The organism is Clostridium hydrogenum, from assembly GCF_021432385.1.
In the GTDB taxonomy this organism is placed as follows: domain Bacteria; phylum Bacillota; class Clostridia; order Clostridiales; family Clostridiaceae; genus Clostridium_S; species Clostridium_S hydrogenum.
This window is the reverse complement of the sequence record NZ_JAEACT010000002.1, coordinates 1,772,286-1,799,055: the sequence shown is the minus strand read 5'-3', so window position 1 is coordinate 1,799,055 and position 26,770 is coordinate 1,772,286. Positions and strand designations below refer to the sequence as shown.

Sequence of the window (26,770 nt, the reverse complement as noted above, 5' to 3'; positions counted from 1 at the left end):
GGAATAAAGGATGATTTTCTTCCACTTTGCTACAGAAAATCATCCTTCACTGTACTTTGTACTCTGAATTTCTATTTATAGTATATTCTTTAAAAAGCTCATTCTATGTATTGGGCAAGTGCCAAATTTCTTTATTGCATCTATGTGCCCTTGTGATCCATAACCAACATTGCTGTCAAAGCCATACTGTGGATATTGCTTTGCATATTCATACATTAAATTATCCCTATAAACTTTTGCAACAATAGATGCACATGCTATACTTGCACTCTTTGCATCACCTTTTACTATGAAATTATTTCTGATTGGGATACCTCTAACAGCATAACCATCTGATATAACCAAATTAGGCATTACATTTAACTTAGAAATGGCCATTCTAAATATTTCGTTATTACACCATGCTATTCCATTTTTATCAATTTCATTATTATCCAATATTCCTATTGCATAGCTTACAGCCTTCTTCTTTATTATTTCTGCTAATTCTTCTCTTTTCTTTGCAGAAATTTTTTTTGAATCATTTATACCAAGTATTAATTCGCTATCATTACAGGCATTTAAATCTAAAATAACTGCTGCACCTACTATAGGTCCTGCAAGTGGTCCTCTTCCAACTTCGTCCACTCCAGCTATAGCTATATCTCCAAAATTTCTATCAAAATCATACAGTCCCTTTACCCTTTTTATTTCAATGTCTTTTTTTTCTTTATTCTTAATTAAAGTTTCGCCGAGTTTATTTACATTTTTGCGTTTATCATCTGTTAGGATTGCAGCTATTTTTAACTTTTCTTCTTCGCTTTTGTCACTGACAAAACTTTTAATCTCATTTAAGTTCATTTTTGAAAAATCCACATTTATCACGGCCTTTCCAAAGAGATTTTTCCTATTTTTCCTGCTCTAAATTCATCTAGAAGCATTATTGCAACTCTATTGTAATCAATTAATCCGCCTCTTAAAATAGCCCCTCTTTTTTTAGCTATTAAATCTAAATTTTCTAATGGAGTTTCCAATAATTCTTCTATTTTATATCTTTCCTTAATCTTCTCAGGATAAAACTTTTGCAAAAACTCAACAAGTTTTAATGCTAATTCTTCTATATCAAGTATTTCATCTTTAATTGCTCCTGTAAATGCTAGATTAATTCCTACACTATTATCTTGAAATTTAGGCCACAATACACCTGGAGTGTCCATAAGCTCAATACCTATACTAGTTTTTATCCATTGCTTATTCTTTGTAACTCCTGGTCTATCTCCAATCTTAGCAATATTATTTTTTGCCATTTTATTTATAAAAGATGACTTGCCAACATTGGGTATGCCAACAACCATCACCCTAATAGTATAGCTTTTAATACCTTTATTCTTTAATCTTTCAAGTTTGTCTTTTAAAAGAGAATTCAATACTGGTTTTATGTTATTTAAACCTTTTCCTGTTATACAATTAACCGGTAAAACATCTGTATTATTTTGAGATAAACTTTCAATCCATTTATTATTTACAGATTCTTCGGCTAAATCTGATTTGTTTAAAAGAATTACTCGTGGTTTATCTTTGCAAATTTGATCAATTTCTGGGTTTGCACTAGAATTTACTATTCTAGAATCCCTAATTTCTATAACAGCATCAACTAATTTTAGATTCTCCTTTATTTCCCTTCTTGTTTTAGCCATATGGCCTGGAAACCAATTTATTGAGTCAATCATGATTATCTAACCTTTCCGAATTTATTAAACGGATAAACTCTTAAAAATTCTTTTCCTATTATGAGTTTATCACTTACAAATCCAACTTCATCCTTAAATCTACTATCAAGACTGTCGTACCTATTATCTCCTAAAACAAATATAGTACCACTAGGCACAGTTGTTTCCTTAAAATTATGAATTCTATCATCTTCAATTATATTATCAGTTGGTTTTATATAATAAGTATATGGTTCGTCTATCAGTCTATCATTTACATATACCTTATCGTTGTCTATTTTTATTTTATCGCCGCCTACAGCTATTACCCTTTTTATGAATTTCTTACTAGTATCACTAGGGCATTTAAAAACTACTATATCGCCCCTTACAGGTTTTCTAAAACGATAAGTAACTTTTTCTACTATTAATCTATCGTTATTGTGAAGTGTTCTATACATGGAAGTTCCATCAACACTAACAGTTTCAAATACAAACAATATAACTATTGTAGCCGCAACTATAGCTGCCAATAACGACTTTCCAAGTTCACGTAATTGCTTAACCATAATTTACCACCACCATGATATTAAAAAAGGGACATAAAGCCCCTTATTTTCTGATTATTTCTTTTACTTTTGCAGCCTTACCTACTCTAGTTCTTAAGTAGTATAATTTTGCTCTTCTTACTTTACCGTGTCTTACAACTGTAATTTTATCAATTATAGGCGCATTTAATGGGAATGTTCTTTCAACTCCAACACCATATGCTACTCTTCTTACAGTGAAAGTTTCTCTGATTCCACCATTTTGCTTTTTAAGTACAGTACCTTCAAAAGCCTGAATTCTTTCTTTTTCGCCTTCTTTTATTTTAACGTCTACTTTAACAGTATCTCCAACATTAAAATTAGGTAGGTCTTTTCTTATTTGTTCTGCTTCTATACTTTTTATTACATCTAACATAGTGCATTCCCTCCTAAAGATTATTTGACGTTCGTGTTACATTATTGTAGCAGAGGACCGCCCGTACTAGCACAAATTGTATTTTATCATAATAATATATATAATGCAACAATTTTTTATTTAATCTTTTTCTCTAAGCAATTTTAAATCTTCTTTGCTCAATTTAACTTTTTCAAACAAATCTCTTCTTTTTTCTTTAGTGATTAAAATTGACTTTTTTCTTCTCCATTTTCTAATTTTTTCATGATGACCAGATAATAATACCTCAGGGACTTTTTCTCCCTCAAAGCATTCTGGCCTTGTATATTGTGGGTACTCAAGTAATCCACTATAAAAGGATTCATCAGTATAACTTTCGCTGCTTGCAAGCACCCCTGGTATCATACGGCATACACTATCTATTATAGGTATACAAGCCATCTCTCCTCCAGTTAATACAAAATCTCCAAGAGATATCTCTTCATCAATATATTTGTATACCCTCTCATCTATTCCTTCATAATGTCCACACAATACAATAAACTCTTTATATTCACTCATATCTTTTGCAATACTTTGATCAAACTTTTTACCTTTTGGTCCTAAAAAAACAACTTTTCCTTTATTTCTTTCTTTTATCTCTTTTATACAATCAACTATAGGTTGTGCAGTCATAACCATTCCTGCTCCACCACCATAAGGATAGTCATCAGTTTTTTTATGTTTATCTTTACTGTAGTCTCTAATATTATGAGTATCTATTTCTATAATATTATTTTTTATAGCCCTACCTATAATGCTGTGATTGAATAAATCAAACATTTCAGGAAACAATGTTAAAATATCTATCTTTAATCTTCTTTCCATTTTTCTACTGCCTTTATTACTATTTCACTATTTTCTATATCAATTTTCATTATTATAGTTTTAAGTACTGGAACTAATAAATCTTCCTTTTTGTCCTCTTTTATCCAATAAACATCATTATTCCTTGTACTTATTACATCATATACTTTTCCTAAATAATTTCTATTTTCATCAAAAACACTACATCCTTTAATATCTGCTATAAAATATTGATTTTCTTTTAATTTCACAGCTTCTTCCCTAGTAACTTTAATATATTTATTTTTTAATTTAGTTGCCTCTTCTATACTGTCTATACCTTCTATTTTTAATATAACCTTATCTGGTTGAATTTTACACCACTTAATGATTTTAACTTCATCCTCGATATGTACTGTTTTTAATTTTCTAAAACGCTTTATATCATCTGTCAATGGTCTTACTTTTAGCTCACCATTAACTCCATGAGTATTTATAATTTGACCTACATTAAAGAAATCTGTCACTACAAAATACCTCCGAATAAAAATATATAAAATAATCCCTTATGTATTATATCATAATTTGATTAATTTTCACATTATAGGTTTATATAAAGATAAAACACTTGAAACTTCAAAATTAATTTGTATCAAAATACCATCTTCTAGGCATTATGATGCAAATTGATTTTGGTAGTTGAACTGGTTTATCTATATAAAGATAAACCACCTTGAAACTTAAAATTTATTTGTATCAAAATGCCGGCTTCTTGGCATTATGATGCACATGAATTTTAATAGTTGAAATGGTCTATCTTTATTAATTTTTGCCATAAAATATTTTTTAATACAAATACTTTTTAAAATTGGCCTCTATACGCACTTATTGTTTTTTCGAGATACATAAATAGAAATTTACAGGCAAATAAAAAATATAAGAGTTAGTAAAACTAACTCTTATATTATCTCAACAACAACATGCTTATTCTCTTTAACCGCTGCTGCTTTTACAACAGTTCTTATAGCTTTAGCTATTCTTCCCTGTTTTCCTATTACTTTGCCCATATCATCAGGTGCAACCTTAAGTTCAAGAATTATTGACTGTTCACCAGTCACTTCGCTAACTTGAACCTCATCCGGACTATCTACCAATGCTTTAGCTATAGTCTCTAGTAATTGCTTCATGTTACACACCTCCAATTACTATTTTGTTGCTACTCCACTTTTATTTAAAAGTTTCTTTACTGTATCTGATGGTTGTGCTCCATTACCTATCCATGTTTTTACTTTTTCTGCATCAAACTTAATAGTAACAGGATCTGTAGTTGGATTATAATATCCTAATTCTTCAATAAATCTTCCATCTCTAGGACTTCTTGAATCAGCTACAACTATTCTGTAAAAAGGAGCTTTCTTAGCACCCATTCTTCTTAGTCTTATTTTAACTGCCATGTATATCACCTCCTTCAAAGTAATCATCTATATACTAAAAAGGAAAGTTTCCAAACAAACCTTTTTTAGACATACCTTTACCACCTTTAAATTGCTTAGTAAATTTTTTCATCATTTCAAACTGCTTTAAAAGCTTATTAATTTCTTGAATTGAAGTTCCTGAACCCTTTGCTATTCTTTTCTTTCTTGAAGAATTTGAACTTATTAAACTAGGATTTTTTCTTTCCTTAGCAGTCATAGAGTATATTATTGATTCAGTTACCTTCAAGGTCTTTTCACCTTGAGAAAGATCAAGTCCTTTCATAGCTGACGTGTTAACTCCAGGAAGCATTTCTAACATTTTGCTTAAAGGTCCCATCTTTTTCATTTGAGACATAGCTGCCAAATAATCATCGAAATTAAATTCCTGACTTAACATTTTATCTCCAAGTTCTTTTGCAGTCTTTTCATCAATAGCTGCTTGAGCCTTTTCAATTAATGTAAGTACATCTCCCATGCCAAGTATTCTAGATGCCATTCTTTCTGGATGAAAAACTTCAATATCATTCATCTTTTCACCCATACCAACAAACTTAATTGGTTTGCCAGTCATAGCTCTAATTGAAAGAGCCGCACCACCTCTAGTATCTCCATCGAGTTTAGTTAAAATAACTCCTGACAAATCAAGTTTTGAATTAAATGTTTCGGCAACATTAACAGCATCTTGACCAGTCATTGAATCTACTACAAGTAAAATATCATTTGGTTCAACTTCATTTTTTATATTTTTAAGTTCATCCATAAGTTCTTCATCAATATGAAGTCTTCCAGCTGTATCTATTATAACTACATTTAAGTCATTATCCTTAGCATGCTGTATAGCTGCTTTAGAAATGTCTACTGGATTCATTTTATCACCCATGGCAAAAACTGGGATATCTATAGATTTTCCAACAACCTGAAGTTGTTTTATAGCTGCTGGTCTGTATATATCACAGGCAACTAACAGGGGCTTTTTATGTTTCTTTTTTAAATCAAGCGCAAGTTTACCACACATTGTAGTTTTTCCAGCACCTTGAAGTCCTACAAGCATAAATACTGTTATTCCATTGTCTTTAAAACTTAATTTACTTTCACTTCCACCCATTAAATTGGTAAGCTCATCATTAACAATTTTAATAACTTGTTGTGCAGGAGTTAGGCTTTCCATAACTTCTTTTCCAAGGCATTTTTCACCAACGTTTTTTACAAAATCTTTAACTACTTTATAATTAACATCAGCCTCAAGAAGTGCAAGTTTTACTTCTCTCATAGCATCCTTTATATCTTTTTCAGAAAGCTTTCCCTTACCTTTTAATTTTTTCATTGCCTCTTGCAATTTAGAAGCTAATCCCTCAAAAGCCATGTTAAACCTCCTTTAATTCGATATAAAACTAAAATTCATTTAATTTTGCTTCAATATCGAAAATTAATTTCAATTTTTTATCATCACTGATTTGAAATTTAAGCTCTTCCAAGTTTTTTTCTATACTATTTTTTATAGTTTCACTTTTACTGAATTTATCCATTAGTTGAAGCTTTTGTTCATAATCAATTAAGGTTTTATGACATCTCTTTATTATATCATATATAGCCTGCCTTGTAGTATTGGTTAGTTCAGATATCTCAGACAATGATAAATCATCATCATAATATAAATTCATAATATCCCTTTGCTTATCTGTAAGCAAGCTGCCATACAAACTAAGCAGCATAGATAAATAAACTCTTTCTTCCATAGAAATCACCAACTCACAAAAGCTATGATATCAAAAAAATATATAGGTGTCAAGTATTTTTACTTAACAACCTATTTATTACTTAAAAAAGTGCATCTACAAATTGTTCTGGATCAAACTCCTGAAGGTCATCTATGCCTTCACCCACACCAATAAGTTCAACAGGAATTCCAAGCGAGTGCTTTATTGAAATTACAACTCCACCCTTTGCTGTGCCATCCAATTTTGTAAGTATTATACCATCAACATTGCACACTTCCATAAACTGTTTTGCCTGTATTACAGCATTTTGTCCTGTTGTTCCATCTAATACAAGTAAAGTTTTTCTATTGCTTTCACTAAATTCTCGCTCTAATACCCTGCTTATTTTTCCAAGTTCATCCATAAGATTCTTTTTATTATGAAGCCTACCAGCTGTATCACATATTAAAACATCTGACTTTCTAGCCTTTGCAGCTTGAATTCCATCAAAAACTACCGCCGCAGGATCTGACCCCTCCTGATGCCTTATTAAATCAACATTTGCTCTTTTGCTCCACACTTCAAGTTGATCTATGGCAGCTGCTCTAAAAGTATCTGCTGCTGCCAAAACAACTTTATAATTATCTTTTTTTAGCTTAGCAGCCATTTTGCCTATTGAGGTTGTTTTACCAACTCCATTTACGCCTATAACTAAAATAGTTTCTGGTGTTTTTTCAGGCGTTAAGGTACTTTTTTTATCTCCTAAAATTTCAACTATAACTTTTTTAAGACAGTCAGTTACTAATGCAGGATCTTTTACTTTTTCTTCTTTTATTTTTTCTTTTAATTTATCAATTATATACATAGATGTTTCCATACCAATGTCTGCTGTAATTAAAATTTCCTCTAATTCATCATATAAATCATCATCAATTGTCACTGTTAACTTCAAAACATCATTTATTTTATCAGTGAAATTATTTTTTGTTTTTGAAAGACCACTTTTTAATTTATCAAAAAAATCACCAAACATAAAATTATCCTCCTAAAATTTTATACTGCTGCATCATTTAAGTCTACAGACACAACTTTTGAAACTCCTTTTTCTTCCATTGTAATTCCATATAATATATCAGCTGCCTCCATGGTACCTTTTCTGTGAGTAATTACTATAAATTGAGTACCTTCTGAAAATTTCTTTAAAAATTCAGCATATCTAAAAACATTGGCATCATCAAGTGCCGCCTCAATTTCATCAAGTATGCAAAATGGACTAGGCTTCATTTTCAATATTGCAAACAAAAGCGCTATGGCAGATAATCCTTTTTCTCCTCCAGACATCAAATTTATATTTTGAAGTTTTTTACCTGGCGGTTGAACATTTATTTCAATATTACATGTAAGTTCATCTTCACCTGCTAATATTAAATCTGCGCTTCCACCTTTAAAGAGTTCTTTAAAAGTTTCTTTAAAGTTTTCATTTAATTTCTTAAAATTCTCTTTGAAAACCTCTCTCATTTTATCAGTCATTTCTTTTATAACCCTTAAAAGTTCTTCCTTTGCATTATCAAGATCTTCCTTTTGAGAAATCATAAAAGTATATTTTTCCTTTACCTCCTTATATTCTTCTATAGAGCCAACATTTACAATTCCTATTTTCTTTATCTCAGAATTCAAATAGTCAATTCTATTTTTATAGCTTTTTACATCGATTATTTCATCTTTATAATTAAGAGCTTCAGCATAGGTAATTTTATAATCATCATTTAACTTATTATATAAATTTTTATTTTCTGCATCTAATCTAGCAAAATTAACATCATACTTATGTTTTTCATTTTCACTTCTATCTATTAATAACTTTAAATTTTCTAGAACACCAGTATTAGCTTTTATTTTATCCTTTATTTTTATTCTCAGAATTTCACTTGATTTTAAATTTTCATCTAAATTTTCAATCATATTTTTAATTTCAACAAGCTTTTTTTCATTTTGCTTAATTTGATTATCAAATTCAACTTTATTTTGTTGTTCACTTTTTAATTCTTCATCTATTTCTTTATTTCTAATATTGATATTTCTAATTTCATCTTTATATCTATTCAAATCCTTTTCTTTTGTCAACACAATTTCATCAATTTTAGCCTTATTAACTTTAATTGCAGTTATTTCTTCATTTAATTTGTAAATTTCATCTTTTAAAGTAACTAAATTAGCTTCAAATTCATTTATTTTTTCATTGTTTTTCTCTTCTTTTAATTTAAGATTATTCACATTTTTTTGTGCTTCAACTAATTTTAAATTTTTATTTTCAATTTCAGAATTTATTATTTTTATTTCTTCCATTGAAACTCTGCAGCTTTTATTTAACTTATCATTGTCAATATTTATTGCCTTTATTCTTTCTTCGCTCTTTGTAATCTCAATATTTTCTGAATGTACAGAATCCATTATATCAAGACACATTTCATCTAATTTTTTAACCGTCTGCCTATTTTCTGTAATCTTATTCTTTAAAGAATCTATTTCTAAATGAACTTCTTTTGCTTTATTTGAAAATTCTTCTATTTCTCTTTTTCTTCCAATTATACTTCCATTTTTATTGTAAGTACTTCCACCTGTTAAGGAACCTCCTGGATTAACTACCTCTCCGCTTAATGTAACTATTTTAAAGGAATATCCACTTTTCTTTGCTATATTTAAAGCATTGTCCATATTATCAGCTATTACAGTTCTTCCAAGAACATAATTAATTGCAGGAGAAAATAACGTTTCATAATTTATAAGTTCACTTGCAATGCCAATAAATCCTGTCTGCCTTTTTATATCATCATTAATTGATATTTTTTTACTCTTCAATATACTTAAAGGCAAAAAAGTAGCTCTACCTATATTTTTATTTTTCAAATAATTAATAAGAGTTTTTGCAATAATTTCATCTTGGGTAATAACATCTGATATTGCACCACCAAGGGCTATTTCTATGGCTGTTTCAAATTTCTGTTCCACATTCACAATATCACCAAGTACAAAACATTTACCCTTAACCTCACCTATCATTCCCTTATCTATATGTGACATTAAGTTTTTAACCGATCTATTATAACCTTCATATTGTTTTTCTAAATTGATAAGTGCATTTTTATTTGCTTCGTTTCTATTGTATTCTGAATTTAAACTGTTAAGTTTTTGTTCATCAATGGTGATGGTTCTATTCAATACTTGCATTTCTTTTTTATTATTTTTTATATTTTCATTGTACATTTCAATTTTTTTTGATATTTCAATCATTTGATCTTGAAGCATTGCTCTAGTACTTTCATTAATTTTAAGCGAATTTAAATAACTTTCTTTAGAAGTTTTTATATTTTCTATTTTTGTATTGGAAGAATCAATTTCCTTCTTTAAAATTATGATTTCATTATTGCTTTCAGAGATATTACTTGCTAATTCTACTGCTTCATTCTTACATCTTTTCAGTGCATCTTCCCTATTTAATAAATCACTTTCAAAATTCTTTTTAGTTTTCTCATAATCTGAAAGTTTAATTAAAAACTCATTTTGTTTACTTTTGCTATTTTTGAAAAGCTCCTCACTTTCAAAAAGTTCTTTTTTTAACTGAATTAATTTATTTTTTGAGTTTTCTATCTCAATATGTATTTTACTAGTCGAATTGTTTATATTATTTATTTTTTCATTTAATAATTCTATTTCAGAAATTGTTTTTTGATAATTACTTTTACTTTCATAATAGCTATTTTGCTTTTCGGAAAATTCACTTTCAAACTTATTTAGTTCGTCTTCATTTTTACTTACTTCTTCCTTAACTTTATCTCTTTCTTCCATATTCACTTTTATACTATTATCTATTTCTTCAGCTTCTCTTTTAAGCTCAACTATTTTTGTATTCATATTATCTATAGAATGTATTATTATATTTATTTCTTTTAATTTTAATTCATCAGATAATTCAACAAACTTTTTTGCTTTTTCACTTTCAATTCTAAGCGGCTCTAGTCTTTCTTCATAAGTTCCTAATATATCTCTTATTCTAGTTAAATTTTGTTCAGTATTGTTTAACTTTTTTTCCGCTTCTTCTTTTCTTGCTTTAAATTTAACTATACCAGCTGCTTCCTCAAGTATTCCTCTTCTTTCTTCAGGTTTGCCACTTAATACAGCTTCTATTTTGCCCTGTCCAATTATTGAATATCCTTCTTTTCCTACACCAGTATCCATAAATAATTCTTGTATATCTTTAAGTCTACATTGAGTATTATTTAAATAGTATTCACTTTCTCCAGAACGATAGAGACGTCTTGAGATTGTTAAATCTGAATAATCTATATTTAACATTTTATCTGAATTATCAAGAGTTAAGGAAACTTGAGCAAGACCTACCGGCTTTCTAAATTGAGTTCCCGCAAAAATTACATCTTCCATCTTTCCGCCTCTAAGACTTTTAACACTCTGTTCTCCAAGAACCCATCTTACGGCATCTGAAACATTGCTTTTTCCGCTTCCATTTGGACCAACAACTGCTGTAACTCCATTTTTTAATTCTATTTCAGTTTTATCTGCAAAAGATTTAAAACCTCTTATTTCAATCGATTTAAGAAACATAAAAGCACTCTCCCAATCTAACCCCTAAATAATGCAATAGCTGGTAGCAATGTTATAACCATAGCTGCAATAATTATATATACAAGTATTCTCATTGCCTTGTCTCTTTTTTCTTTTCTCATTTACATCGTCCTTTCACATACATAATTTCTTTATAATTTTATATTACTTTATATAAAATTTCAATGCTTGTTAAGTTCATCTTTAAAAATAAAAAACCGCGCAAGCACGGTTTTCTATCTTGATTCAACTATAAACTTTATAGCCGTTCTTTCTTCGCCTTCAATAGAAATTTCAGCAAAAGCCGGAATTACAACCAAATCAATTCCATTTGGAGCTACAAACCCTCTAGTTATAGCTATAGCTTTTATCGCTTGATTTATTGCTCCAGCCCCAACTGCTTGAACTTCTGCAGAATTATTATCCCTAAGTACAGCTGCTAAAGCACCTGCTACAGATTTTGGCTGTGATTTTGCTGACACCTTTAATACTTCCATGAACTACATACCTCCCAAATAATTTTTAAATCTTATTTAAAAAGGTATTCTATAAATAAATATTATTTCCTTCTTTATACTTATTTTTGAAAAATCTAACTATCGACATTTTTTCATTCTTGTTGCCACATTTCATCACAAAATTATTACGTGACACATCACTATTTTGTATAACCTTAAAGTTTATCTTATCTAATTGAGTTTTAATGTCATAAAAAAATTTCTTTTTATTCGCATACAATTTTGAAATATCTTTTGGATTAACCACTATTTCTACTTCAGATAAATCTATATTCTTAAGTTTTTCAAATATCATATCATTAAAAATACTTCCTTCTACCAATTCTCTAAACGCAGGGTGAAATGGTCCTGCCACAAGTTCGCCACCCTCATTAATTTCTTTTGTAGGTTGAAGACCAACTCGAATTACATTTATATCATTTGCTACAAGCATACCATATATTATTTTTGATATTTCAATGCATTCTTCTAGGCTATAAGGTTTATATATACCTTCTTTGTACATTTTTTCCATAGGCGTATTCTTTATAACAAGTGCAGGATAGATTCTACAAATATCCGGTTTCATTTCTATGAGCTTTCTTGTTGTATTAATATCCTTATTAAAATCATCACCTGGCAGTCCTAACATTATCTGATGTCCAAGTACAAAGCCATATTGTTTTATGAGCTCAGATGCCTTTTTAACATCATCTGCACTATGCCCTCTTCCTGATTTTAAAAGAACTTCCTCATCTAATGATTGAACTCCAAGCTCAATTATATCTGTATCGTAATTTTTCAAATTAGTCAAAATTTCATCGTTTATATAATCTGGCCTCGTTGAGAGATGTATATATTTAATAACTCCTCTATCCTTATATTCTTTGGCAACCTTTAAAAGTTCTTTTTGCTTATTCATATCTATTGCTGTAAAAGTACCACCAAAAAAAGATACTTCAATTTCTGCATTTTTATTGGGTATGGTTTTTATATATTCTTCAATAGTTGCACGTACATAATCTTCAGTAATGCTATTACTTACCCCTGTAATGGTATTCTGATTACAAAACACGCAATTGTGAGGACAACCTTCATGTGGTACAAATATTGGTATAATGTAATGTGTATTACTCATTTAATACCTTCAATCCTTTCAATGCCGTATAAGCTGCACATTGTTCTGCTTCTTTTTTAGTATATCCATCACCATAAGCTTTTATAGAATTATCAAAACTTAATCTTACATAAAATTTTCTTCTGTGAGGTGGTCCTTCATATTTAATTAATTCATATTTTATATCTACTTTGCCCTTTACTTGCAGTACCTCTTGTAATTTAGTTTTATAATCTAAGATTATTTCATCTCTCATTGCTTTTTCTATAATATTTCTAAATACCTCCACAACAAAAGCTTTTGCAAATTTAAATCCCTTGTCTAAATATACAGCTGCAATTATTGCTTCCACACAATCAGCAAGAATTGAAACTCTAGTTCTTCCACCTGTAAGTTCCTCACCCTTGCTCATTCTAATATACTTACCGAGCTCCCACCTTTGAGATATTCCATATAGTGATGTTTCACATACTACAAGTGCTCTCTTTCTCGTAAGTTCTCCTTCTGGTATATTAGAAAAAGTTTTAAACAAATATTCCGAAGTAGATAACTCAAGTACTGCATCACCTAGGAATTCTAATCTTTCATTAAATTTTGCATTTTTATTTTCATTTGCATAAGAGCTATGCGTTAAAGCTGTCTCAAGAAGATGCTTATTTTCAAAAGAAATACCTATATTCTTTTCAACAGCCTTCAAATGCTCTTTAAAATTTAATTCCATGTTCCACCGCCTTATAATTAAGTTCATTATTCAAATTACTTTCATAATGGTATATCTTTAAATAATTTCAATAATAAACTTTATTTCAAAATATAAAGTCCCGCATTATACGGGACTCATCTTATTCCTCTGTATGAGCTTTTATGTACTCTACAACATCACCAACTATTGAAACTTTTTCAGCATCTTCATCAGGTATTTCTATATCAAACTCCTCCTCTAATGCCATTACTAATTCAACAATATCAAGGGAATCAGCTCCTAAATCATCAACAAAAGAAGAATCCATTTTTATTTCCTCTTCTTCTACTCCTAATTGCTCAGCTATTATGCTCTTTACTTTTTCAAAAATCATACTTTCACCTCCCTAACTCTATAATGATAATATTACATATAAAGTCTATCGTCAATATTTATATCCCTATTTTATGCCTATTATTCAAAAAAAATTTTGAAATCAAAACATATTTATTAAATTATAATATTGCTATTTGAAATTTATATCCAATTTTAAGCTTTTTCTTCAGTATTTTCTATGCTTTCAAGTTGCTCACTAATTTTATTAATTATATCGTTGTCATAACAAGTTTTGGCTTGTCTTATAGCATTTTTAAATGCTCGTGCATCAGAGCTACCATGTGCCTTTATAACTATACCCTTAGACCCAAGAAAAGGCGACCCACCATATTCTGCATAGTCAAACTTTTTCTTAAATTTTTCAAATATTGGCTTCAAAAGTAATCCACCTATTTTAAATCTTGTACTTGACATTATTTCATCTTTTAGCATTTTGAAAATATTTGAAGCAACACCTTCGTACATTTTAAGCATAGTATTACCAACGAAACCATCGCAAACAAGTATATTAACATCACCATTGGATGCATCCCTTGGCTCAACATTTCCTACAAAATTGAAGTCTGTTTCTTTAAGCATCTTATGTACAGTTTTCGTAAGTTCATTTCCTTTTTCTTCTTCTGAACCTATATTTACAAGTCCTATTGTTGGATTTTTAACATTTAATACACTTTCAAGGTATATTTTCCCCATAAGTGCAAATTGAACTAAATATTGAGGTTTACAATCCACATTTGCACCTGCATCAGCAACCATAAAAGGGCCATTTTTTCCTGGCATAAGCGGTGATAAAGCTACCCTATCTATCCCCTTAATTCTGCCAACAATAAGCGTAGCCCCTGCCATTAAAGCTCCAGTGCTTCCCGCAGATATAACAGCATCAGCTTTATTTTCTTTAACTAGGTGAATAGCCTTATATAAAGAAGATTCCTTCTTTCTTTTAATTGCCATTACAGGATGTTCATTATTTGTTATAACATCTTGTGCATCAAGTATTTGTATTTTTTCATTGTTAAATTTATATTTATCAAGTTCTTCTTTTATTTTATCATGAGGACCTGTAATTATTATATTAACATCACTATACTCATTTACAGCATCAACGCAGCCCTTAACAACTTCATGAGGCGAATTATCTCCACCCATTCCATCAACAACAACTACCATACCAACACCTCTTTTTTATATTAATAATTCTATGTTTTAAAATAATATTAATTTTTGTGTATGGCTTATTAAAATCAGTACAATTGGATTATTTCATTAACGATTAAATAGTATTTAAACCATATTAAACTTGCATATGTTTCTTAAGAAGTCACATTATAGATATACCAGTTCAACTATTAAAATTCATGTGCACCATAATGCCTAGAAGACATCATTTTGGTGCAAATAAATTTTAAGTTTCACAATGGTATATCCTTAATTAAAAAATAAAAGAAAGTCATATGACTTTCCTTTATTTTGTTTCAGAAACTACAACTTCTTTACCTTTATAGTATCCACATTTCTTGCAAACTCTGTGAGCAAGTTTCATTTCATGACAATTTGGACATTCTACTATTCCAGGTAAACTTAATTTAAAAGTTTGAGCTCTTCTTGAATCTCTTCTACCTTTAGAAAACTTTCTAGCTGGATTTCCCACTGTTAAACACCTCCTTAATGGTTTGAAAACAAATCTTTAAGCTTTTCAAGCCTAGGATCTATGTTTTCTTCATGACAATTACATGTAGTTACATTTAAATTTACACCACATATAGAACACAACCCTTTACAGTCTTCCTTACACAATCTTTTCATTGGAAGAGAAACTATAATGTTGTTTTCAACAATTTCACAAATATCTAACTCATCATCATTTATAAAGATAATCTCGTCATCTTTGTTTTCTGGATTATCAGTGAGTTTTTCATGTATTTCTAAATCTACAACATAAGGAAATTTTTCAAGACATCTCGAACATTCAAGATTAATAACGCCTTTTACTATTGAATCAAGATATAATATATCCCCAATTCTAGTTAAAGAGCCATCTAAAACTAAAGGTTCTAAAACTTCGTATTCTTCAAAACCATCACTAAACTTTTCAATGTCAAGCTTTAAATTTAATTTTTTTTCTTCACTTTTTCTATTAATCAAATCTGAAATATTTATCATAATATAAGCTACTCTAAAATCACATGATTAGCAAGTCAATTTTACCTACTAAACTCGAGTAAAGCCAAATTTCCCTCCCTAGAATTTATTAACTCAATAAATAATCCAATATGAGTAAAACCACAATTTATTATATAAACACACGCGAAAAAAGTCAAGTTTTATTTTAGTAAAGTTACTATATCTTTAGTATCTCTGGCAATCATTAATTCCTCATTTGTTGGAATTACTAGCACCTTAACTTTTGAATCTGCAGCACTTATATCCATATCTATTCCTATTGCTTCATCATTTTTCTTTTCATCTATTTTTATACCTAAATAATCCATATCCGTGCATATTTCATGTCTATTTTGATTTGAATTTTCTCCTATACCACCTGTAAACACTAGGCAATCAACACCATTCATAGCTGCTACATATGAACCTATATACTCTTTAATTCTGTAGTGGAACATATTATAAGTGAGTTTTGCTCTATCGTTATTATCTTCATAAACTCCTTTTTTTATGTCTCTCATATCACTACTAATTTCGCTAATACCTGCGATTCCAGATTTTTTATTCAAAATAGCATCCATTTCTTCTGGTGTCTTATTTAATTCTTTCATTAAAAATGTAACTACTGCTGGGTCTATATCTCCGCTTCTTGTTCCCATCATAAGTCCTGCAAGAGGTGTAAAGCCCATACTTGTATCTACAGATTTACCACCATTAACAGCACTAATACTAGCACCATTTCCTAAATGGCATACTATAGTTTTTAATTTCTTTACATCCTTGTTTAAGAAATCTGCTGCTGCCTTTGAAACGAACCTATGTGATGTACCATGGAAACCATACTTTCTTATGCCATATTTTTTATAATATTCATATGGAACTCCATACATATATGCATAGTCAGGCATAGTTTGATGAAATGCCGTATCAAATACTGCAACCATAGGCGTATTTGGCATTAATTCCTTGCATGCATTTATACCAACTAGGTTAGGTGGATTATGAAGAGGTGCAAGTTTTGCACAATCCTCAATTGACTTCATAACTTCAGCATCTATAAGAACTGAATTTGCATACTTTTCACCACCGTGAACTACTCTATGACCAACAGCAGATATTTCATTCATATCTTTTATTACACCGTGATCTTTATCGATTAAAGATTCTAGTACAAGTTTTATAGCTATTTTATGATCTTCCATATCTTGCTCTGTAACATACTTATTTCCATTAACCTTGTGAGTTAATACAGAGCCTTTTAACCCTATTCTTTCAACTAATCCTTTTGCTAATACTTCTTCACTTTCCATATTAATCAATTGGTATTTGAGTGAAGAACTACCACAATTAACAACTAAAACCTTCATACATTCTCCTCCTAAAAATTATATTCCTCTTTGTGCTTGAACTACTGTCATTGCAACAACGTGAACAATATCTTCTGCACTGCAACCTCTTGATAAATCATTTATTGGCTTTGCAAATCCTTGGCAAATAGGTCCTATGGCTTTTGCCTTTGCAAATCTTTGAACAAGCTTATATCCAATATTTCCAGTTTGTAAATCTGGGAAAACAAGAACATTTGCTTTACCAGCAACATTGCTCATTGGTGCTTTTAAATTTGCTACTTCAATGTCTATTGCAGCATCTAATTGTAATTCTCCATCAATATCTAAATCTGGTCTTTCTTGTTTTGCTATTTCAACGGCTTTTATAACTTTTTCAACTAATTCTCCCTTTGCACTTCCCATTGTTGAGAAAGAAAGCATAGCAACTTTTGGATCAAGATTACATAATTTTTTTGCTGTTTCTGCTGTTGTAATTGCAATATCTGCCAATTCCTCTGCTGTAGGATTTGGATTAACTGCACAATCAGCAAATAATAAAAGTCCACTTTCACCATACTCACAATCTGGAACCATCATTACAAAGAATCCTGATACAATTTTAACTCCAGGTGCAGTTTTAACTATTTGAAGCCCTGGTCTTAATAAATCGCCAGTTGTATGTATAGCTCCTGAAACCATCCCATCTACATCACCATTTTTAAGTGCCATAGTAGCAAAATACAATGGATCTCTAACCATTTTTTGTGCTTTTTCCATTGTCATTCCTTTTTTCTTTCTAAGTTCACAAAACTCTTCCGCATATTTTTCTGTCTTTTCAGAAGTTTGAGGGTCCATTATCTCAGCTTTAGAAATATCGATTTTTAGTAATTTTGCATATTCTTTTATTTTTTCTTCATTTCCAACAAGCACCAAATCAGCTATTCCCTCTTTTAAGATTTTATGTGCTGCTATTAAATTTCTTCTTTCTTCTCCTTCTGCCAATATTATCTTTTTTTTATCTTTTTTTGCGCTTTCTAATATGCTTTGCATTAAATCCATTTTTTATTTCTCCCTTCAAATTTAGCAAACGTGTCTTTCAGTTATTTCCATCTATTCATTCATACGCCATTTATAATATAACTCCTTTATAACATATTTTTCAATACTTGAATTCAAAAAATTTTTATACAGCTAAAAATCATTATTTTCTGACTTTTCAGTTTAAATGCCAAAAATTTAATAATAATAAAATTTTGATGCATTGTGTTATAATAATTTAGCGAGGTGATTTTTTTGAAAATAACTGGAATTATTACTGAATATAATCCTATGCATAATGGTCATATATATCATTTAGAGCAAACAAAAAAAATATGCAAAAGTGATGCCATTGTATGTGTAATGAGCGGAAATTTTGTTCAAAGAGGAGAACCTGCTTTAATTGATAAATGGAGTAGAGCGAAAGCTGCCCTTTACTCTGGAATCGATCTTGTAATTGAGCTTCCCTGCATCTATGCTTTATCTTCAGCTGAATTTTTTGCTTATGGTGCAATAAGTCTTTTAAATTCCATAGGTATTATAGATAACGTCTGCTTTGGAAGTGAAATCGGTGATACTAAAATAATAAACTTTATTGCAGATATACTTAACAAAGAACCCATTGAATATAAAACTTTGTTAAAATATTATTTAGACAAAGGATTTTCATTTCCAGCCGCAAGAATGAATTCAATAACAGAATTCACTAAAGGTTTTGAAAACTCAATTTCACACGACCTTATAAACAGCCTTATGACTTCTCCAAATAATGTTTTAGGCATTGAATACTGTAAAAGCTTAAAAAAACTTAATAGCAACATTGAGTCTTATACCATAAAAAGACTTGGGAGCTCATACAATGATTCTAATATCACTAACCTTCCAAGTGCAACTTCTATAAGAAATCATTTAAAAAACTTAGGTGATATAAAAAACTTGGAGAATATTATGCCTGAGCCATCTTTACAAGCTTTAAAGGCTAATATTAAAAACCTCACTTTTCTTGATGAAATATTCAACTTTGTAAAATACAAAATAATTACAGATAAAAATTCTTTAAAAAACATACCAGATATTTCAGAAGGTCTTCACAATAAAATTTTTGGTTCCTTTTCTAAGAATTCTGATATGTCTTCTGCAGTAAACTCCATTAAAACTAAGAGATATACTTATACACGTATAACAAGAATACTAAATCAACTCTATATTGGTTTTGACTGTTATAACACAGAAATTTTAAGAAAACTTCCATGTCCTTATGCTAGAGTTTTAGGTTTTAATAGCACTGGTCAAAAGCTTCTTAAGGAAATGAAAAACAAGAGTTCAATTCCTACAATAATAAAAGTACCTAAAAACTTAAACGAAACCTTAGATCTAGATATAAAAGCAACTATGGCATATAGCCTAATAAATGGCTCAGTAGATATATTTGAAGATTATTTAAAAAAACCAGTTATTATTTAAATTAGATGTAATATTTGCTTTTATTTTAAATATATTATTTAAGTAAATATTATTATGAGGAGCTTTCTAATTTGATCATTTTAATTGGGATATTAATATCAATATTTATTACCTTATTTATATTATTAAGGAATGTAACACCTACAAAGATTGTTAATTATTTAGTAATCACTGTTTGTTCCTTAATAGTTCTTTTTATTATTTTTAATCCCGAGGTATGTATAACCTTTTCAATAAATGGTGCAAAACTATTCTTCTTCAAAGTTTTTCCATACGTATTTCCTTTTATGGTTTTATCAAATTTAATAATTGCTTATGATGGAATTAATATTTATTCAAAACTGCTCGGAATACTCTGTAAGCCTCAAAGATTACCAAAATCAGCTTCAATTATACTTGCTATAAGTGCACTATGCGGTTATCCTTTAGGTGCCAAATATTCTTGTGATTTATATGAGAATGGATTAATAGATTTTGATGATTTCGAAAGGCTTGTAAATATAGCATCAAACGCCGGACCACTTTTTATTGTTGGTTCTATAGGTAGTTCAATGCTAAAAAATAAATTTCTTGGATACATACTTCTAATTTCTTGCTATCTTTCATGCATAATAATGGGAATCATATTACCTTGTAATCCACACAAAAAAAGTACTCGAAAATATAATGATACTAAACAAAGTTTAAACGCTAACTTTGGCATTTCAATAAAAAAAAGCATTGAAAATGCACTTCAAGTATCTCTTCAATTAATGGGCTTTATAGTTATTTTTTCTGTACTTATTGGCATAATGAAAAATAACTTTTTATTTAATAAAATAAATAACCCTGTAGCTAAATCCATGATACTTGGGTGCATAGAAATGACAAATGGTTCTTTTTTGATATCTTCTTCACAAATTACAGTAGAATTAAAAGTAGTTTTATTAAGTTTTTTACTGTGCTTTGGGGGATTCTCAATACTATCTCAAATTTATTCTTTTATAGGAAAGTACAAAATCTCCCCTACAAAGTTTATATTCAGGAAATTTCTTCAAGGTATAATAGGCGGCATTATTTGCTTTATCCTCACAAAAATTTTTTATTTACACGAAACAACTTATACTTTTAATATGTCTTCAAATAAATTTAACTTTGGATATTACATTTTAATATTATTAATTTTTATAAGTCCTTTTATATTAAATAAATTTAAAAAAATATTATTTAAGTTTTTTTAGTTCGTCAACATTTTCACTTATAATTTCTCTTACTCCAGTGAAATCATTTTGAATATCCATTGCAAACTGTTCCATATCAAACTTAACTCTTTTAATTGCCTCATTTCTGCGTATATCAATTTGCTTGTCAACTTCTGTTAAAAGTTTATACGCATATTCAACAGAGGCAATTTTTATATCATTTGCCTCATCTTTTGCAGCATTAATGATATTTTGTGCTTTTTCTTGCGCCTCTCTTGTTATATCATGATTTTCAACTTCCTCTTGTATGCTTTTTAAATTTTGCTCTCTTATTGCATTTGAATCTTTAATAGCATCATTTAAAATTTTCTCTTTTTCGGTAATTATCCATTGAGCTTTTTTAAACTCTTCCGGAAGTTCATTCATAATCTGAGATATTATATCCAGCATTTCTTTTTTGTTAACTACCACTTTATTTGAAAGCGGAAACTTACTTGAAGTATCTAATATTTCTTCAAGATACTCTAAGAGCTTTATTATATTCATTGCATCTTCCCCCTAAACACTATTATTTATCTACTTATCTATAAATGCTGATTTATCTTTCTACTTGCAATTTTTTTAGAAACATCTTTTGCAATTTCATCAGGTACAAGTCCTTTGATACATCCCCCCAAAAGAGCTACCTGTTTAATAGATGTTGAACTTAAAAATGAAAATTCTGAACTAGTCATCATACATACAGTTTCAACATTAGGATCGAGCTTTTTATTTATAAGTGACATTTGAAGCTCATATTCAAAGTCTGCAACACTTCTAAGTCCTTTTACCATAACATTAGAATTATTTTCTCTCATAAAATCAACAAGTAATCCATTAAAACTCTTAACATAAACATTACTATAAGGTTTTATAGTTCTTTCAATAAGTTTTACTCTTTCCTCGATTGTAAATAATCCCTCTTTTTCAGGATTAACTAGAACTCCAACTAATACTTTATCAAAAACCTTGGAAGATCTCTCTATTATATCTAAATGTCCATTTGTTATGGGGTCAAAACTCCCAGGGTATACTGCTACTTTCATCTTTAGTCCTCCTTGTACCTATAAAGACATATGGTTGTATTTCCATATTTTTTATGCCTCGTAAGTTTAATAATGTCATTTCCAACATAAATTTCTTCTGATGAATCTATTTTACAAACTATAAGTCCATCTTTTTCTAAAAGCTTTTTATTACCTATAATTTCAATTGCTGGTGGAATCATATTTTTGCAATATGGAGGATCCACAAAAATCAAACTAAACTGCTTGTTTTTATTTCCAAACATCTCTAGTGCTTCATATGAATCCATGTTAAATGTTTTGCAAACACTCTCAAATTTTAAATTTTCAACATTCTTTTTAAGAAGTGGATATGTTATTGGGCTTTTATCAACTAAATAGCATTCACTTGCCCCCCTACTTGCAGCCTCTAATCCTAAGCTACCAGTTCCTGCAAAAGCATCTAAAGCAACTGCATACGGAACTTCATTTTGAATTATATCAAAAATAGATTCTTTTACTCTATCTAAAGTAGGTCTAGTTGTTTCCATCCCATCATCAGGTGATAATATTTTTCTGCCTCTCGCAATACCTGAAATTATTCGCATTGTTTTTCCTCCTAATCGGAACAAATTTTCGTTAATATTTTATCATATTTATGTGTATCATACAAAAAATTTAATTTAACTCACATTATAGCACAAATTTCATTAAAAATCTGTTGTATAATACACAAAAATTAACTTTAAAGTTTCACAATGGTATATCTCTAGATAAAACGTTTCAACTACAAAAATCAATTTGTACCATAATGCTGAGAAAATAGCATTTTGGTACAAATTAATTTTTAAGTTTCAATAGTTTTATCTTTAATTAAAGCAAATGTACTTAGATGTAGTTTTTAATTTTTCAAAGATATCTAATTTAATTTTTATATCATCTTCATTATTACTTTCTATAAGTTTTCTTGCTTCTTCATTTGCTTCCTTCAAAATTTGTATATCTTCAATGACATCTGATAATATAAGCTCATTATTTCCACTTTGTCTTAATCCAAACATTTCTCCGCTTCCTCTTAATTTTAAATCCTGTTCAGAAATATAAAATCCATCATTACTTGAAGCAAGTATATTCATTCTTTTTTCAGCTACTTTGTTTTTAAGATTTGCTATTAATATGCAGTATGATTTATATTCTCCTCTTCCAACTCTACCTCGAAGTTGATGGAGCTGTGCAAGTCCAAACCTTTCTGCATTTTCTATAATCATAACACTGGCATTAGGAACATTAACTCCAACCTCTATAACGGTTGTTGAAACTAAAGCCTTTGTTTTTCCTTCTTTAAATTTTTTCATAATTTCATCTTTATCCTTAGGTTTCATTTTACCGTGAATCATCTCTATACTTATATCTTTAAAATAACTTTCTTTAAGATCATTAAATAAATTTTCAACTGAAGTTAACTGCAACTTATCATTTTCTTCTACTAAAGGACAAACTATGTATACCTGTCTTCCTTCATTTATTTGATTTACTGCAAAATTATACACTCTACTTTTTTGCTCAGTTTTAATATAATAAGTTTCAACTTTTTTTCTTCCCGGCGGAAGTTTATCAATTATAGAAACATCTAAATCTCCATATAAATATAATGATAAAGTTCTCGGAATTGGTGTTGCTGTCATTACAAGCACATCAACATTATTTCCCTTATTAAATAACTTATTTCTCTGCATTACCCCAAATCTATGAAGTTCATCAGTGACAATCATACCCAAATTATTAAATTCCACATTATCCTCTATGAGAGCATGAGTTCCTATTATTAGATTTACCTCTCCTTTTTTTAATTTTTCTTTAATTTCATTTTTCTTTTTTTCAGATACGCTTCCAGTTAAAAGTTCAATTTTTATATTAAAATCATTAAATATTTTATTTGCCTCTTCAAAATGCTGGTTTGCAAGTATCTCCGTTGGAGCCATAAGTACTCCCTGAAATCCATTTTTTATAACATTAAAAAGAGCTATTAAAGCAACTATAGTTTTTCCCGAACCAACATCACCTTGAACAAGCCTATTCATTGAATTTGGTTTCTTTTCATCTAATAAAATTTGCCTTATAACTACATTTTGTGCTTCTGTAAGTTCAAAAGGCAATTTTTCTTTTAGTTCTTTTAATTCCGGTGAAATTTTAAATGCAAAACCCTTATTGTTATTTTTAATGTACTCTTTAAGCATTAACATCTTTAATGAATACGTAAAGAGCTCCTGAAATTTTAATCTTCTTAAACTCTCACTTAATTCAACTGTATTTTTAGGACTATGTATTCCTCTAAGTGCTCTATCTAGCTCAAAAAAATTGTGCTTTTTAATAATCCACTCTGGCATATTTTCCTTTATTTTAATTTCTTGCAACAAACCAAATATTATTCTAATAAAAAATGTATTTTTAATGGTCCCTGTAAGTGGATATCTGGGAACAATCTTTTTTTCATTTAAATTTTCCCCATTTACTATTATAGGATTATTTATTGTAATATCCTTATTTGTTTTTTTTACCTTACCCATAATTGTATAAAAGTTTTCAAAGTTAAATTTGCTTTTTATATATGGCTGGTTAAACCACATACCATAAAAATTATTATTTCCATCTGAAAATATCATTTTGGTTACTAGCTTGCCACTTTTGGATCTAAATTCCCTTTCAAGCTTTATTGGTTTACATTTTATTACTACCTTCTCGCCATCTTCAATTTCATTTATATTTGATGACGCAGATATATTATCATAGGATTTTGGGAAATACAATAACAAATCCATTGCTGAAAATATGCCACACTTATTTAGCTTTTCTGCCATTTTGGGTCCTATACCCTTTAATTTAGAAATATCATTATTAATATTCATAATACTTCACTCCAAAATACTATATAAATAAATAAAGCAGCACAATGCATGCTGCTTTTCTTATATATTACTCTACTGATACAATGAAATAATATAGCGGTTGCTGTCCACTGCTGCATTGAACATCTATATCAGCATATTTTTCTTCAAGCTTTTCTACTAGACTGTTAACTTTATCCACATCACAATCTTTTCCATAATAAACAGAGATTATTTCTGCTTCATCGTTAGCTAAATCAGCTATAACTTTTTCGCAAACATCATAAACATCATTTCCAACTTCTTTAATTTTACCTTCTATCAGTCCTAAAATATCATTTTCTTTAATAGCTTTCCCATCAATTTCAGTATCTCTAACAGCATATGTTATAGATCCAGTTTTAACGCTCTTCATGGTTTCTGTAAGCTTTGTTACATTTTCTAAAGCTTCAGCTTCATAATCAAACTCAGTTAAACATGTAATGGCCTGAGGTATTGTTGTTGTTGGTATTACAAAAACTTTTTTATCTGTTAAATCTTTTGCCTGATTTGCTGCCATAATAATATTCTTATTATTAGGGAATATTATTATATTTTCTGCTTTAATATTGTTAATACATGCAAGTATATCTTGTGTACTAGGATTCATAGTTTGCCCACCTTCTATAACCCTATCGACACCTAAATCCTTAAATATATTACTTATTCCCTCTCCTAAGGCAACTGAAATGAATCCATATTTTTTTATTTCGTCATCTTCAGTAACTTTTTCTGAATCATAAGCTTCTGCATTTTTAAGTTCAAGAACTTCTCTATGTTCTTCCCTCATATTATCAATTTTTATTCTTGAAAGCTCTCCAATTTTTACTGCCTTTGATAAAACAAGTCCAGGATCATTTGTATGTATATGAACTTTAGTTATATCATCAACATTTACTACTACCATTGAATCTCCAAACTTAGATATTTCATTTCTAAACCCCGTAACATCTTTATCGTTTGAATGTATTATAAATTCTGTACAGTAACCAAATTTTATTTCTTCATTTATATCAGTTTCTGCAGCTTTAGTAGTTGTAGTTCCTTTTATTAATACTTCTCCATTAAGTTCTGCCTCTATATCTTTTTCGAGAGCTTCATACATTCCTTTTAGTATAATTAAAAGCCCAGTTCCACCAGAATCAACCACTTTTGCTTTCTTTAAAACTGGGAGCATTTCCGGTGTCTTATTGAGCATTTCTTCACTAAACTCACACACTTCACTTAGTAGTTCTGTTATATCTGTTTTTTTGCTCTTTAAAGCGCTTTCTCCAGCACTTCTTATTATTGTTAAGATTGTACCTTCTGTTGGTCTCATTACAGCTTTATAGGCAAAATTTGAACCTTCCATTATACTCTTTGCAAACTCAGCACTATTAACTTTTTCTGAATTTCCAATTCCATTAGAAATTCCCCTTAATATTTGTGATAATATTACTCCGGAATTTCCTCTAGCACCCATAAGTGCACCTTTTGCAAGTTTCTTAGCTATAACATCTATAGTTTCATTTTTTAAATCTTCAATTTCCATGACTGCATTTCTAAAAGTCATAGACATATTAGTTCCTGTATCACCATCAGGTACTGGAAAAACATTTAGTGAATTTACAAATTCCTTTTGTTCTTCTAGTCTATTGCAGGCATTAACAACCATGTTGTAAAAATCATGCCCATCTATTGTTAAGTGTTCCAA

28 protein-coding genes are annotated in these 26,770 nt (G+C 29.4%); 2 read left to right on the top strand and 26 right to left on the bottom strand.

Annotation, left to right across the window (positions count from 1 at the left end):
• Nucleotides 1-75 precede the first annotated feature (75 nt).
• The 21 genes from CUEA01_RS08065 to pta all read right to left on the bottom strand — a co-directional run bounded on the left by CUEA01_RS08065 (nt 76) and on the right by pta (nt 18,486).
• A complete protein-coding gene (locus CUEA01_RS08065) occupies nt 76-840 on the bottom strand; it encodes a ribonuclease HII (RefSeq protein WP_234121137.1) in 765 nt (254 codons plus the stop codon).
• A 20-nt stretch (nt 841-860) separates the two neighbouring features.
• Nucleotides 861-1,709 (bottom strand): ribosome biogenesis GTPase YlqF, encoded by an 849-nt coding sequence (gene ylqF / locus CUEA01_RS08060; RefSeq protein WP_234121136.1) that lies wholly within the window; start codon nt 1,707-1,709, stop codon nt 861-863.
• A gap of 2 nt (nt 1,710-1,711) precedes the next feature.
• Nucleotides 1,712-2,257 carry a signal peptidase I gene (gene lepB, locus CUEA01_RS08055; RefSeq protein ID WP_234121135.1) on the bottom strand — a complete coding sequence of 182 codons (546 nt, stop codon included), beginning with the start codon at nt 2,255-2,257 and terminating at the stop codon, nt 1,712-1,714.
• A 43-nt stretch (nt 2,258-2,300) separates the two neighbouring features.
• On the bottom strand, nt 2,301-2,651 hold the full coding sequence (rplS, locus tag CUEA01_RS08050) for a 50S ribosomal protein L19 (RefSeq protein ID WP_234121134.1): 351 nt from the start codon (nt 2,649-2,651) through the stop codon (nt 2,301-2,303).
• A 120-nt stretch (nt 2,652-2,771) separates the two neighbouring features.
• Nucleotides 2,772-3,497: a tRNA (guanosine(37)-N1)-methyltransferase TrmD gene (gene trmD / locus CUEA01_RS08045; RefSeq protein WP_234121133.1), complete on the bottom strand. Its 726-nt coding sequence runs from the start codon at nt 3,495-3,497 to the stop codon at nt 2,772-2,774.
• Complete coding sequence (rimM, locus tag CUEA01_RS08040) at nt 3,482-3,982, bottom strand: ribosome maturation factor RimM (RefSeq protein ID WP_234121132.1); 501 nt, start codon at nt 3,980-3,982, stop codon at nt 3,482-3,484. Before rimM ends, trmD begins: the two co-directional genes overlap by 16 nt.
• A 432-nt stretch (nt 3,983-4,414) precedes the next feature.
• Complete coding sequence (locus CUEA01_RS08035; RefSeq protein WP_234121131.1) at nt 4,415-4,642, bottom strand: KH domain-containing protein; 228 nt, start codon at nt 4,640-4,642, stop codon at nt 4,415-4,417.
• Between the two features lie 18 nt (nt 4,643-4,660).
• The gene (rpsP, locus tag CUEA01_RS08030; protein WP_234121130.1) at nt 4,661-4,909 is read right to left on the bottom strand and encodes a 30S ribosomal protein S16; all 249 of its coding nucleotides are present in this window, start codon (nt 4,907-4,909) and stop codon (nt 4,661-4,663) included.
• 34 nt (nt 4,910-4,943) lie between these two features.
• Nucleotides 4,944-6,293, bottom strand: coding sequence for a signal recognition particle protein (gene ffh / locus CUEA01_RS08025; protein WP_234121129.1), 1,350 nt, complete (start codon nt 6,291-6,293; stop codon nt 4,944-4,946).
• A gap of 28 nt (nt 6,294-6,321) precedes the next feature.
• Nucleotides 6,322-6,666, bottom strand: coding sequence for a putative DNA-binding protein (locus CUEA01_RS08020; protein WP_234121128.1), 345 nt, complete (start codon nt 6,664-6,666; stop codon nt 6,322-6,324).
• 82 nt (nt 6,667-6,748) lie between these two features.
• The gene (ftsY, locus tag CUEA01_RS08015; RefSeq protein WP_234121127.1) at nt 6,749-7,660 is read right to left on the bottom strand and encodes a signal recognition particle-docking protein FtsY; all 912 of its coding nucleotides are present in this window, start codon (nt 7,658-7,660) and stop codon (nt 6,749-6,751) included.
• A 20-nt stretch (nt 7,661-7,680) separates the two neighbouring features.
• A complete protein-coding gene (gene smc, locus CUEA01_RS08010) occupies nt 7,681-11,247 on the bottom strand; it encodes a chromosome segregation protein SMC (protein WP_234121126.1) in 3,567 nt (1,188 codons plus the stop codon).
• Nucleotides 11,248-11,483: 236 nt separating this feature from the next.
• Nucleotides 11,484-11,744 carry a stage V sporulation protein S gene (locus CUEA01_RS08005; RefSeq protein WP_234121125.1) on the bottom strand — a complete coding sequence of 87 codons (261 nt, stop codon included), beginning with the start codon at nt 11,742-11,744 and terminating at the stop codon, nt 11,484-11,486.
• A 49-nt stretch (nt 11,745-11,793) separates the two neighbouring features.
• Complete coding sequence (locus tag CUEA01_RS08000) at nt 11,794-12,882, bottom strand: elongator complex protein 3 (protein ID WP_234121124.1); 1,089 nt, start codon at nt 12,880-12,882, stop codon at nt 11,794-11,796.
• The gene (gene rnc / locus CUEA01_RS07995; protein WP_234121123.1) at nt 12,875-13,582 is read right to left on the bottom strand and encodes a ribonuclease III; all 708 of its coding nucleotides are present in this window, start codon (nt 13,580-13,582) and stop codon (nt 12,875-12,877) included. Before rnc ends, CUEA01_RS08000 begins: the two co-directional genes overlap by 8 nt.
• A 121-nt stretch (nt 13,583-13,703) precedes the next feature.
• Nucleotides 13,704-13,937 carry an acyl carrier protein gene (gene acpP / locus CUEA01_RS07990; protein ID WP_234121122.1) on the bottom strand — a complete coding sequence of 78 codons (234 nt, stop codon included), beginning with the start codon at nt 13,935-13,937 and terminating at the stop codon, nt 13,704-13,706.
• A 155-nt stretch (nt 13,938-14,092) separates the two neighbouring features.
• The gene (plsX, locus tag CUEA01_RS07985) at nt 14,093-15,106 is read right to left on the bottom strand and encodes a phosphate acyltransferase PlsX (RefSeq protein ID WP_234121121.1); all 1,014 of its coding nucleotides are present in this window, start codon (nt 15,104-15,106) and stop codon (nt 14,093-14,095) included.
• A gap of 295 nt (nt 15,107-15,401) precedes the next feature.
• Nucleotides 15,402-15,587, bottom strand: coding sequence for a 50S ribosomal protein L32 (gene rpmF, locus CUEA01_RS07980; RefSeq protein ID WP_234121120.1), 186 nt, complete (start codon nt 15,585-15,587; stop codon nt 15,402-15,404).
• Nucleotides 15,588-15,601: 14 nt separating this feature from the next.
• Nucleotides 15,602-16,102, bottom strand: coding sequence for a YceD family protein (locus CUEA01_RS07975; protein ID WP_234122146.1), 501 nt, complete (start codon nt 16,100-16,102; stop codon nt 15,602-15,604).
• A gap of 158 nt (nt 16,103-16,260) precedes the next feature.
• Nucleotides 16,261-17,466 carry an acetate/propionate family kinase gene (locus tag CUEA01_RS07970; RefSeq protein ID WP_234121119.1) on the bottom strand — a complete coding sequence of 402 codons (1,206 nt, stop codon included), beginning with the start codon at nt 17,464-17,466 and terminating at the stop codon, nt 16,261-16,263.
• Between the two features lie 18 nt (nt 17,467-17,484).
• Nucleotides 17,485-18,486, bottom strand: coding sequence for a phosphate acetyltransferase (gene pta / locus CUEA01_RS07965; protein WP_234121118.1), 1,002 nt, complete (start codon nt 18,484-18,486; stop codon nt 17,485-17,487).
• 234 nt (nt 18,487-18,720) lie between these two features.
• Between pta and CUEA01_RS07960 the strand changes: the two genes are divergently transcribed.
• Both CUEA01_RS07960 and ylbJ read left to right on the top strand, forming a co-directional pair.
• Nucleotides 18,721-19,929 carry a nucleotidyltransferase gene (locus tag CUEA01_RS07960; RefSeq protein ID WP_234121117.1) on the top strand — a complete coding sequence of 403 codons (1,209 nt, stop codon included), beginning with the start codon at nt 18,721-18,723 and terminating at the stop codon, nt 19,927-19,929.
• Nucleotides 19,930-20,003: 74 nt separating this feature from the next.
• Nucleotides 20,004-21,149: a sporulation integral membrane protein YlbJ gene (ylbJ, locus tag CUEA01_RS07955; RefSeq protein ID WP_407929250.1), complete on the top strand. Its 1,146-nt coding sequence runs from the start codon at nt 20,004-20,006 to the stop codon at nt 21,147-21,149.
• On the opposite strand, the gene CUEA01_RS07950 is transcribed toward ylbJ, so the two are convergent.
• The 5 genes from CUEA01_RS07950 to CUEA01_RS07930 all read right to left on the bottom strand — a co-directional run bounded on the left by CUEA01_RS07950 (nt 21,132) and on the right by CUEA01_RS07930 (nt 26,770).
• On the bottom strand, nt 21,132-21,656 hold the full coding sequence (locus tag CUEA01_RS07950) for a hypothetical protein (protein ID WP_234121115.1): 525 nt from the start codon (nt 21,654-21,656) through the stop codon (nt 21,132-21,134). The two genes, ylbJ and CUEA01_RS07950, sit on opposite strands and share 18 nt — an antisense overlap.
• A 38-nt stretch (nt 21,657-21,694) precedes the next feature.
• Nucleotides 21,695-22,195, bottom strand: coding sequence for a pantetheine-phosphate adenylyltransferase (gene coaD / locus CUEA01_RS07945; protein WP_234121114.1), 501 nt, complete (start codon nt 22,193-22,195; stop codon nt 21,695-21,697).
• Nucleotides 22,196-22,197: 2 nt separating this feature from the next.
• Nucleotides 22,198-22,761, bottom strand: coding sequence for a 16S rRNA (guanine(966)-N(2))-methyltransferase RsmD (gene rsmD, locus CUEA01_RS07940; protein ID WP_234121113.1), 564 nt, complete (start codon nt 22,759-22,761; stop codon nt 22,198-22,200).
• A 261-nt stretch (nt 22,762-23,022) separates the two neighbouring features.
• Nucleotides 23,023-25,059, bottom strand: coding sequence for an ATP-dependent DNA helicase RecG (gene recG, locus CUEA01_RS07935; protein WP_234121112.1), 2,037 nt, complete (start codon nt 25,057-25,059; stop codon nt 23,023-23,025).
• A 67-nt stretch (nt 25,060-25,126) separates the two neighbouring features.
• On the bottom strand, nt 25,127-26,770 hold the full coding sequence (locus CUEA01_RS07930) for a DAK2 domain-containing protein (RefSeq protein WP_234121111.1): 1,644 nt from the start codon (nt 26,768-26,770) through the stop codon (nt 25,127-25,129).

What these genes read in the sequence shown, in the direction of transcription:
- CUEA01_RS08065 (WP_234121137.1), bottom strand. Translation starts at nt 840, where the DNA reads ATGAACTTAAATGAGATTAAAAGTTTTGTCAGTGACAAAAGCGAAGAA.
- ylqF (WP_234121136.1), bottom strand. Translation starts at nt 1,709, where the DNA reads ATGATTGACTCAATAAATTGGTTTCCAGGCCATATGGCTAAAACAAGA.
- lepB (WP_234121135.1), bottom strand. Translation starts at nt 2,257, where the DNA reads ATGGTTAAGCAATTACGTGAACTTGGAAAGTCGTTATTGGCAGCTATA.
- rplS (WP_234121134.1), bottom strand. Translation starts at nt 2,651, where the DNA reads ATGTTAGATGTAATAAAAAGTATAGAAGCAGAACAAATAAGAAAAGAC.
- trmD (WP_234121133.1), bottom strand. Translation starts at nt 3,497, where the DNA reads ATGGAAAGAAGATTAAAGATAGATATTTTAACATTGTTTCCTGAAATG.
- CUEA01_RS08035 (WP_234121131.1), bottom strand. Translation starts at nt 4,642, where the DNA reads ATGAAGCAATTACTAGAGACTATAGCTAAAGCATTGGTAGATAGTCCG.
- rpsP (WP_234121130.1), bottom strand. Translation starts at nt 4,909, where the DNA reads ATGGCAGTTAAAATAAGACTAAGAAGAATGGGTGCTAAGAAAGCTCCT.
- ffh (WP_234121129.1), bottom strand. Translation starts at nt 6,293, where the DNA reads ATGGCTTTTGAGGGATTAGCTTCTAAATTGCAAGAGGCAATGAAAAAA.
- CUEA01_RS08020 (WP_234121128.1), bottom strand. Translation starts at nt 6,666, where the DNA reads ATGGAAGAAAGAGTTTATTTATCTATGCTGCTTAGTTTGTATGGCAGC.
- ftsY (WP_234121127.1), bottom strand. Translation starts at nt 7,660, where the DNA reads ATGTTTGGTGATTTTTTTGATAAATTAAAAAGTGGTCTTTCAAAAACA.
- smc (WP_234121126.1), bottom strand. Translation starts at nt 11,247, where the DNA reads ATGTTTCTTAAATCGATTGAAATAAGAGGTTTTAAATCTTTTGCAGAT.
- CUEA01_RS08005 (WP_234121125.1), bottom strand. Translation starts at nt 11,744, where the DNA reads ATGGAAGTATTAAAGGTGTCAGCAAAATCACAGCCAAAATCTGTAGCA.
- CUEA01_RS08000 (WP_234121124.1), bottom strand. Translation starts at nt 12,882, where the DNA reads ATGAGTAATACACATTACATTATACCAATATTTGTACCACATGAAGGT.
- rnc (WP_234121123.1), bottom strand. Translation starts at nt 13,582, where the DNA reads ATGGAATTAAATTTTAAAGAGCATTTGAAGGCTGTTGAAAAGAATATA.
- acpP (WP_234121122.1), bottom strand. Translation starts at nt 13,937, where the DNA reads ATGATTTTTGAAAAAGTAAAGAGCATAATAGCTGAGCAATTAGGAGTA.
- plsX (WP_234121121.1), bottom strand. Translation starts at nt 15,106, where the DNA reads ATGGTAGTTGTTGTTGATGGAATGGGTGGAGATAATTCGCCTCATGAA.
- CUEA01_RS07970 (WP_234121119.1), bottom strand. Translation starts at nt 17,466, where the DNA reads ATGAAGGTTTTAGTTGTTAATTGTGGTAGTTCTTCACTCAAATACCAA.
- pta (WP_234121118.1), bottom strand. Translation starts at nt 18,486, where the DNA reads ATGGATTTAATGCAAAGCATATTAGAAAGCGCAAAAAAAGATAAAAAA.
- CUEA01_RS07950 (WP_234121115.1), bottom strand. Translation starts at nt 21,656, where the DNA reads ATGAATATAATAAAGCTCTTAGAGTATCTTGAAGAAATATTAGATACT.
- coaD (WP_234121114.1), bottom strand. Translation starts at nt 22,195, where the DNA reads ATGAAAGTAGCAGTATACCCTGGGAGTTTTGACCCCATAACAAATGGA.
- rsmD (WP_234121113.1), bottom strand. Translation starts at nt 22,761, where the DNA reads ATGCGAATAATTTCAGGTATTGCGAGAGGCAGAAAAATATTATCACCT.
- recG (WP_234121112.1), bottom strand. Translation starts at nt 25,059, where the DNA reads ATGAATATTAATAATGATATTTCTAAATTAAAGGGTATAGGACCCAAA.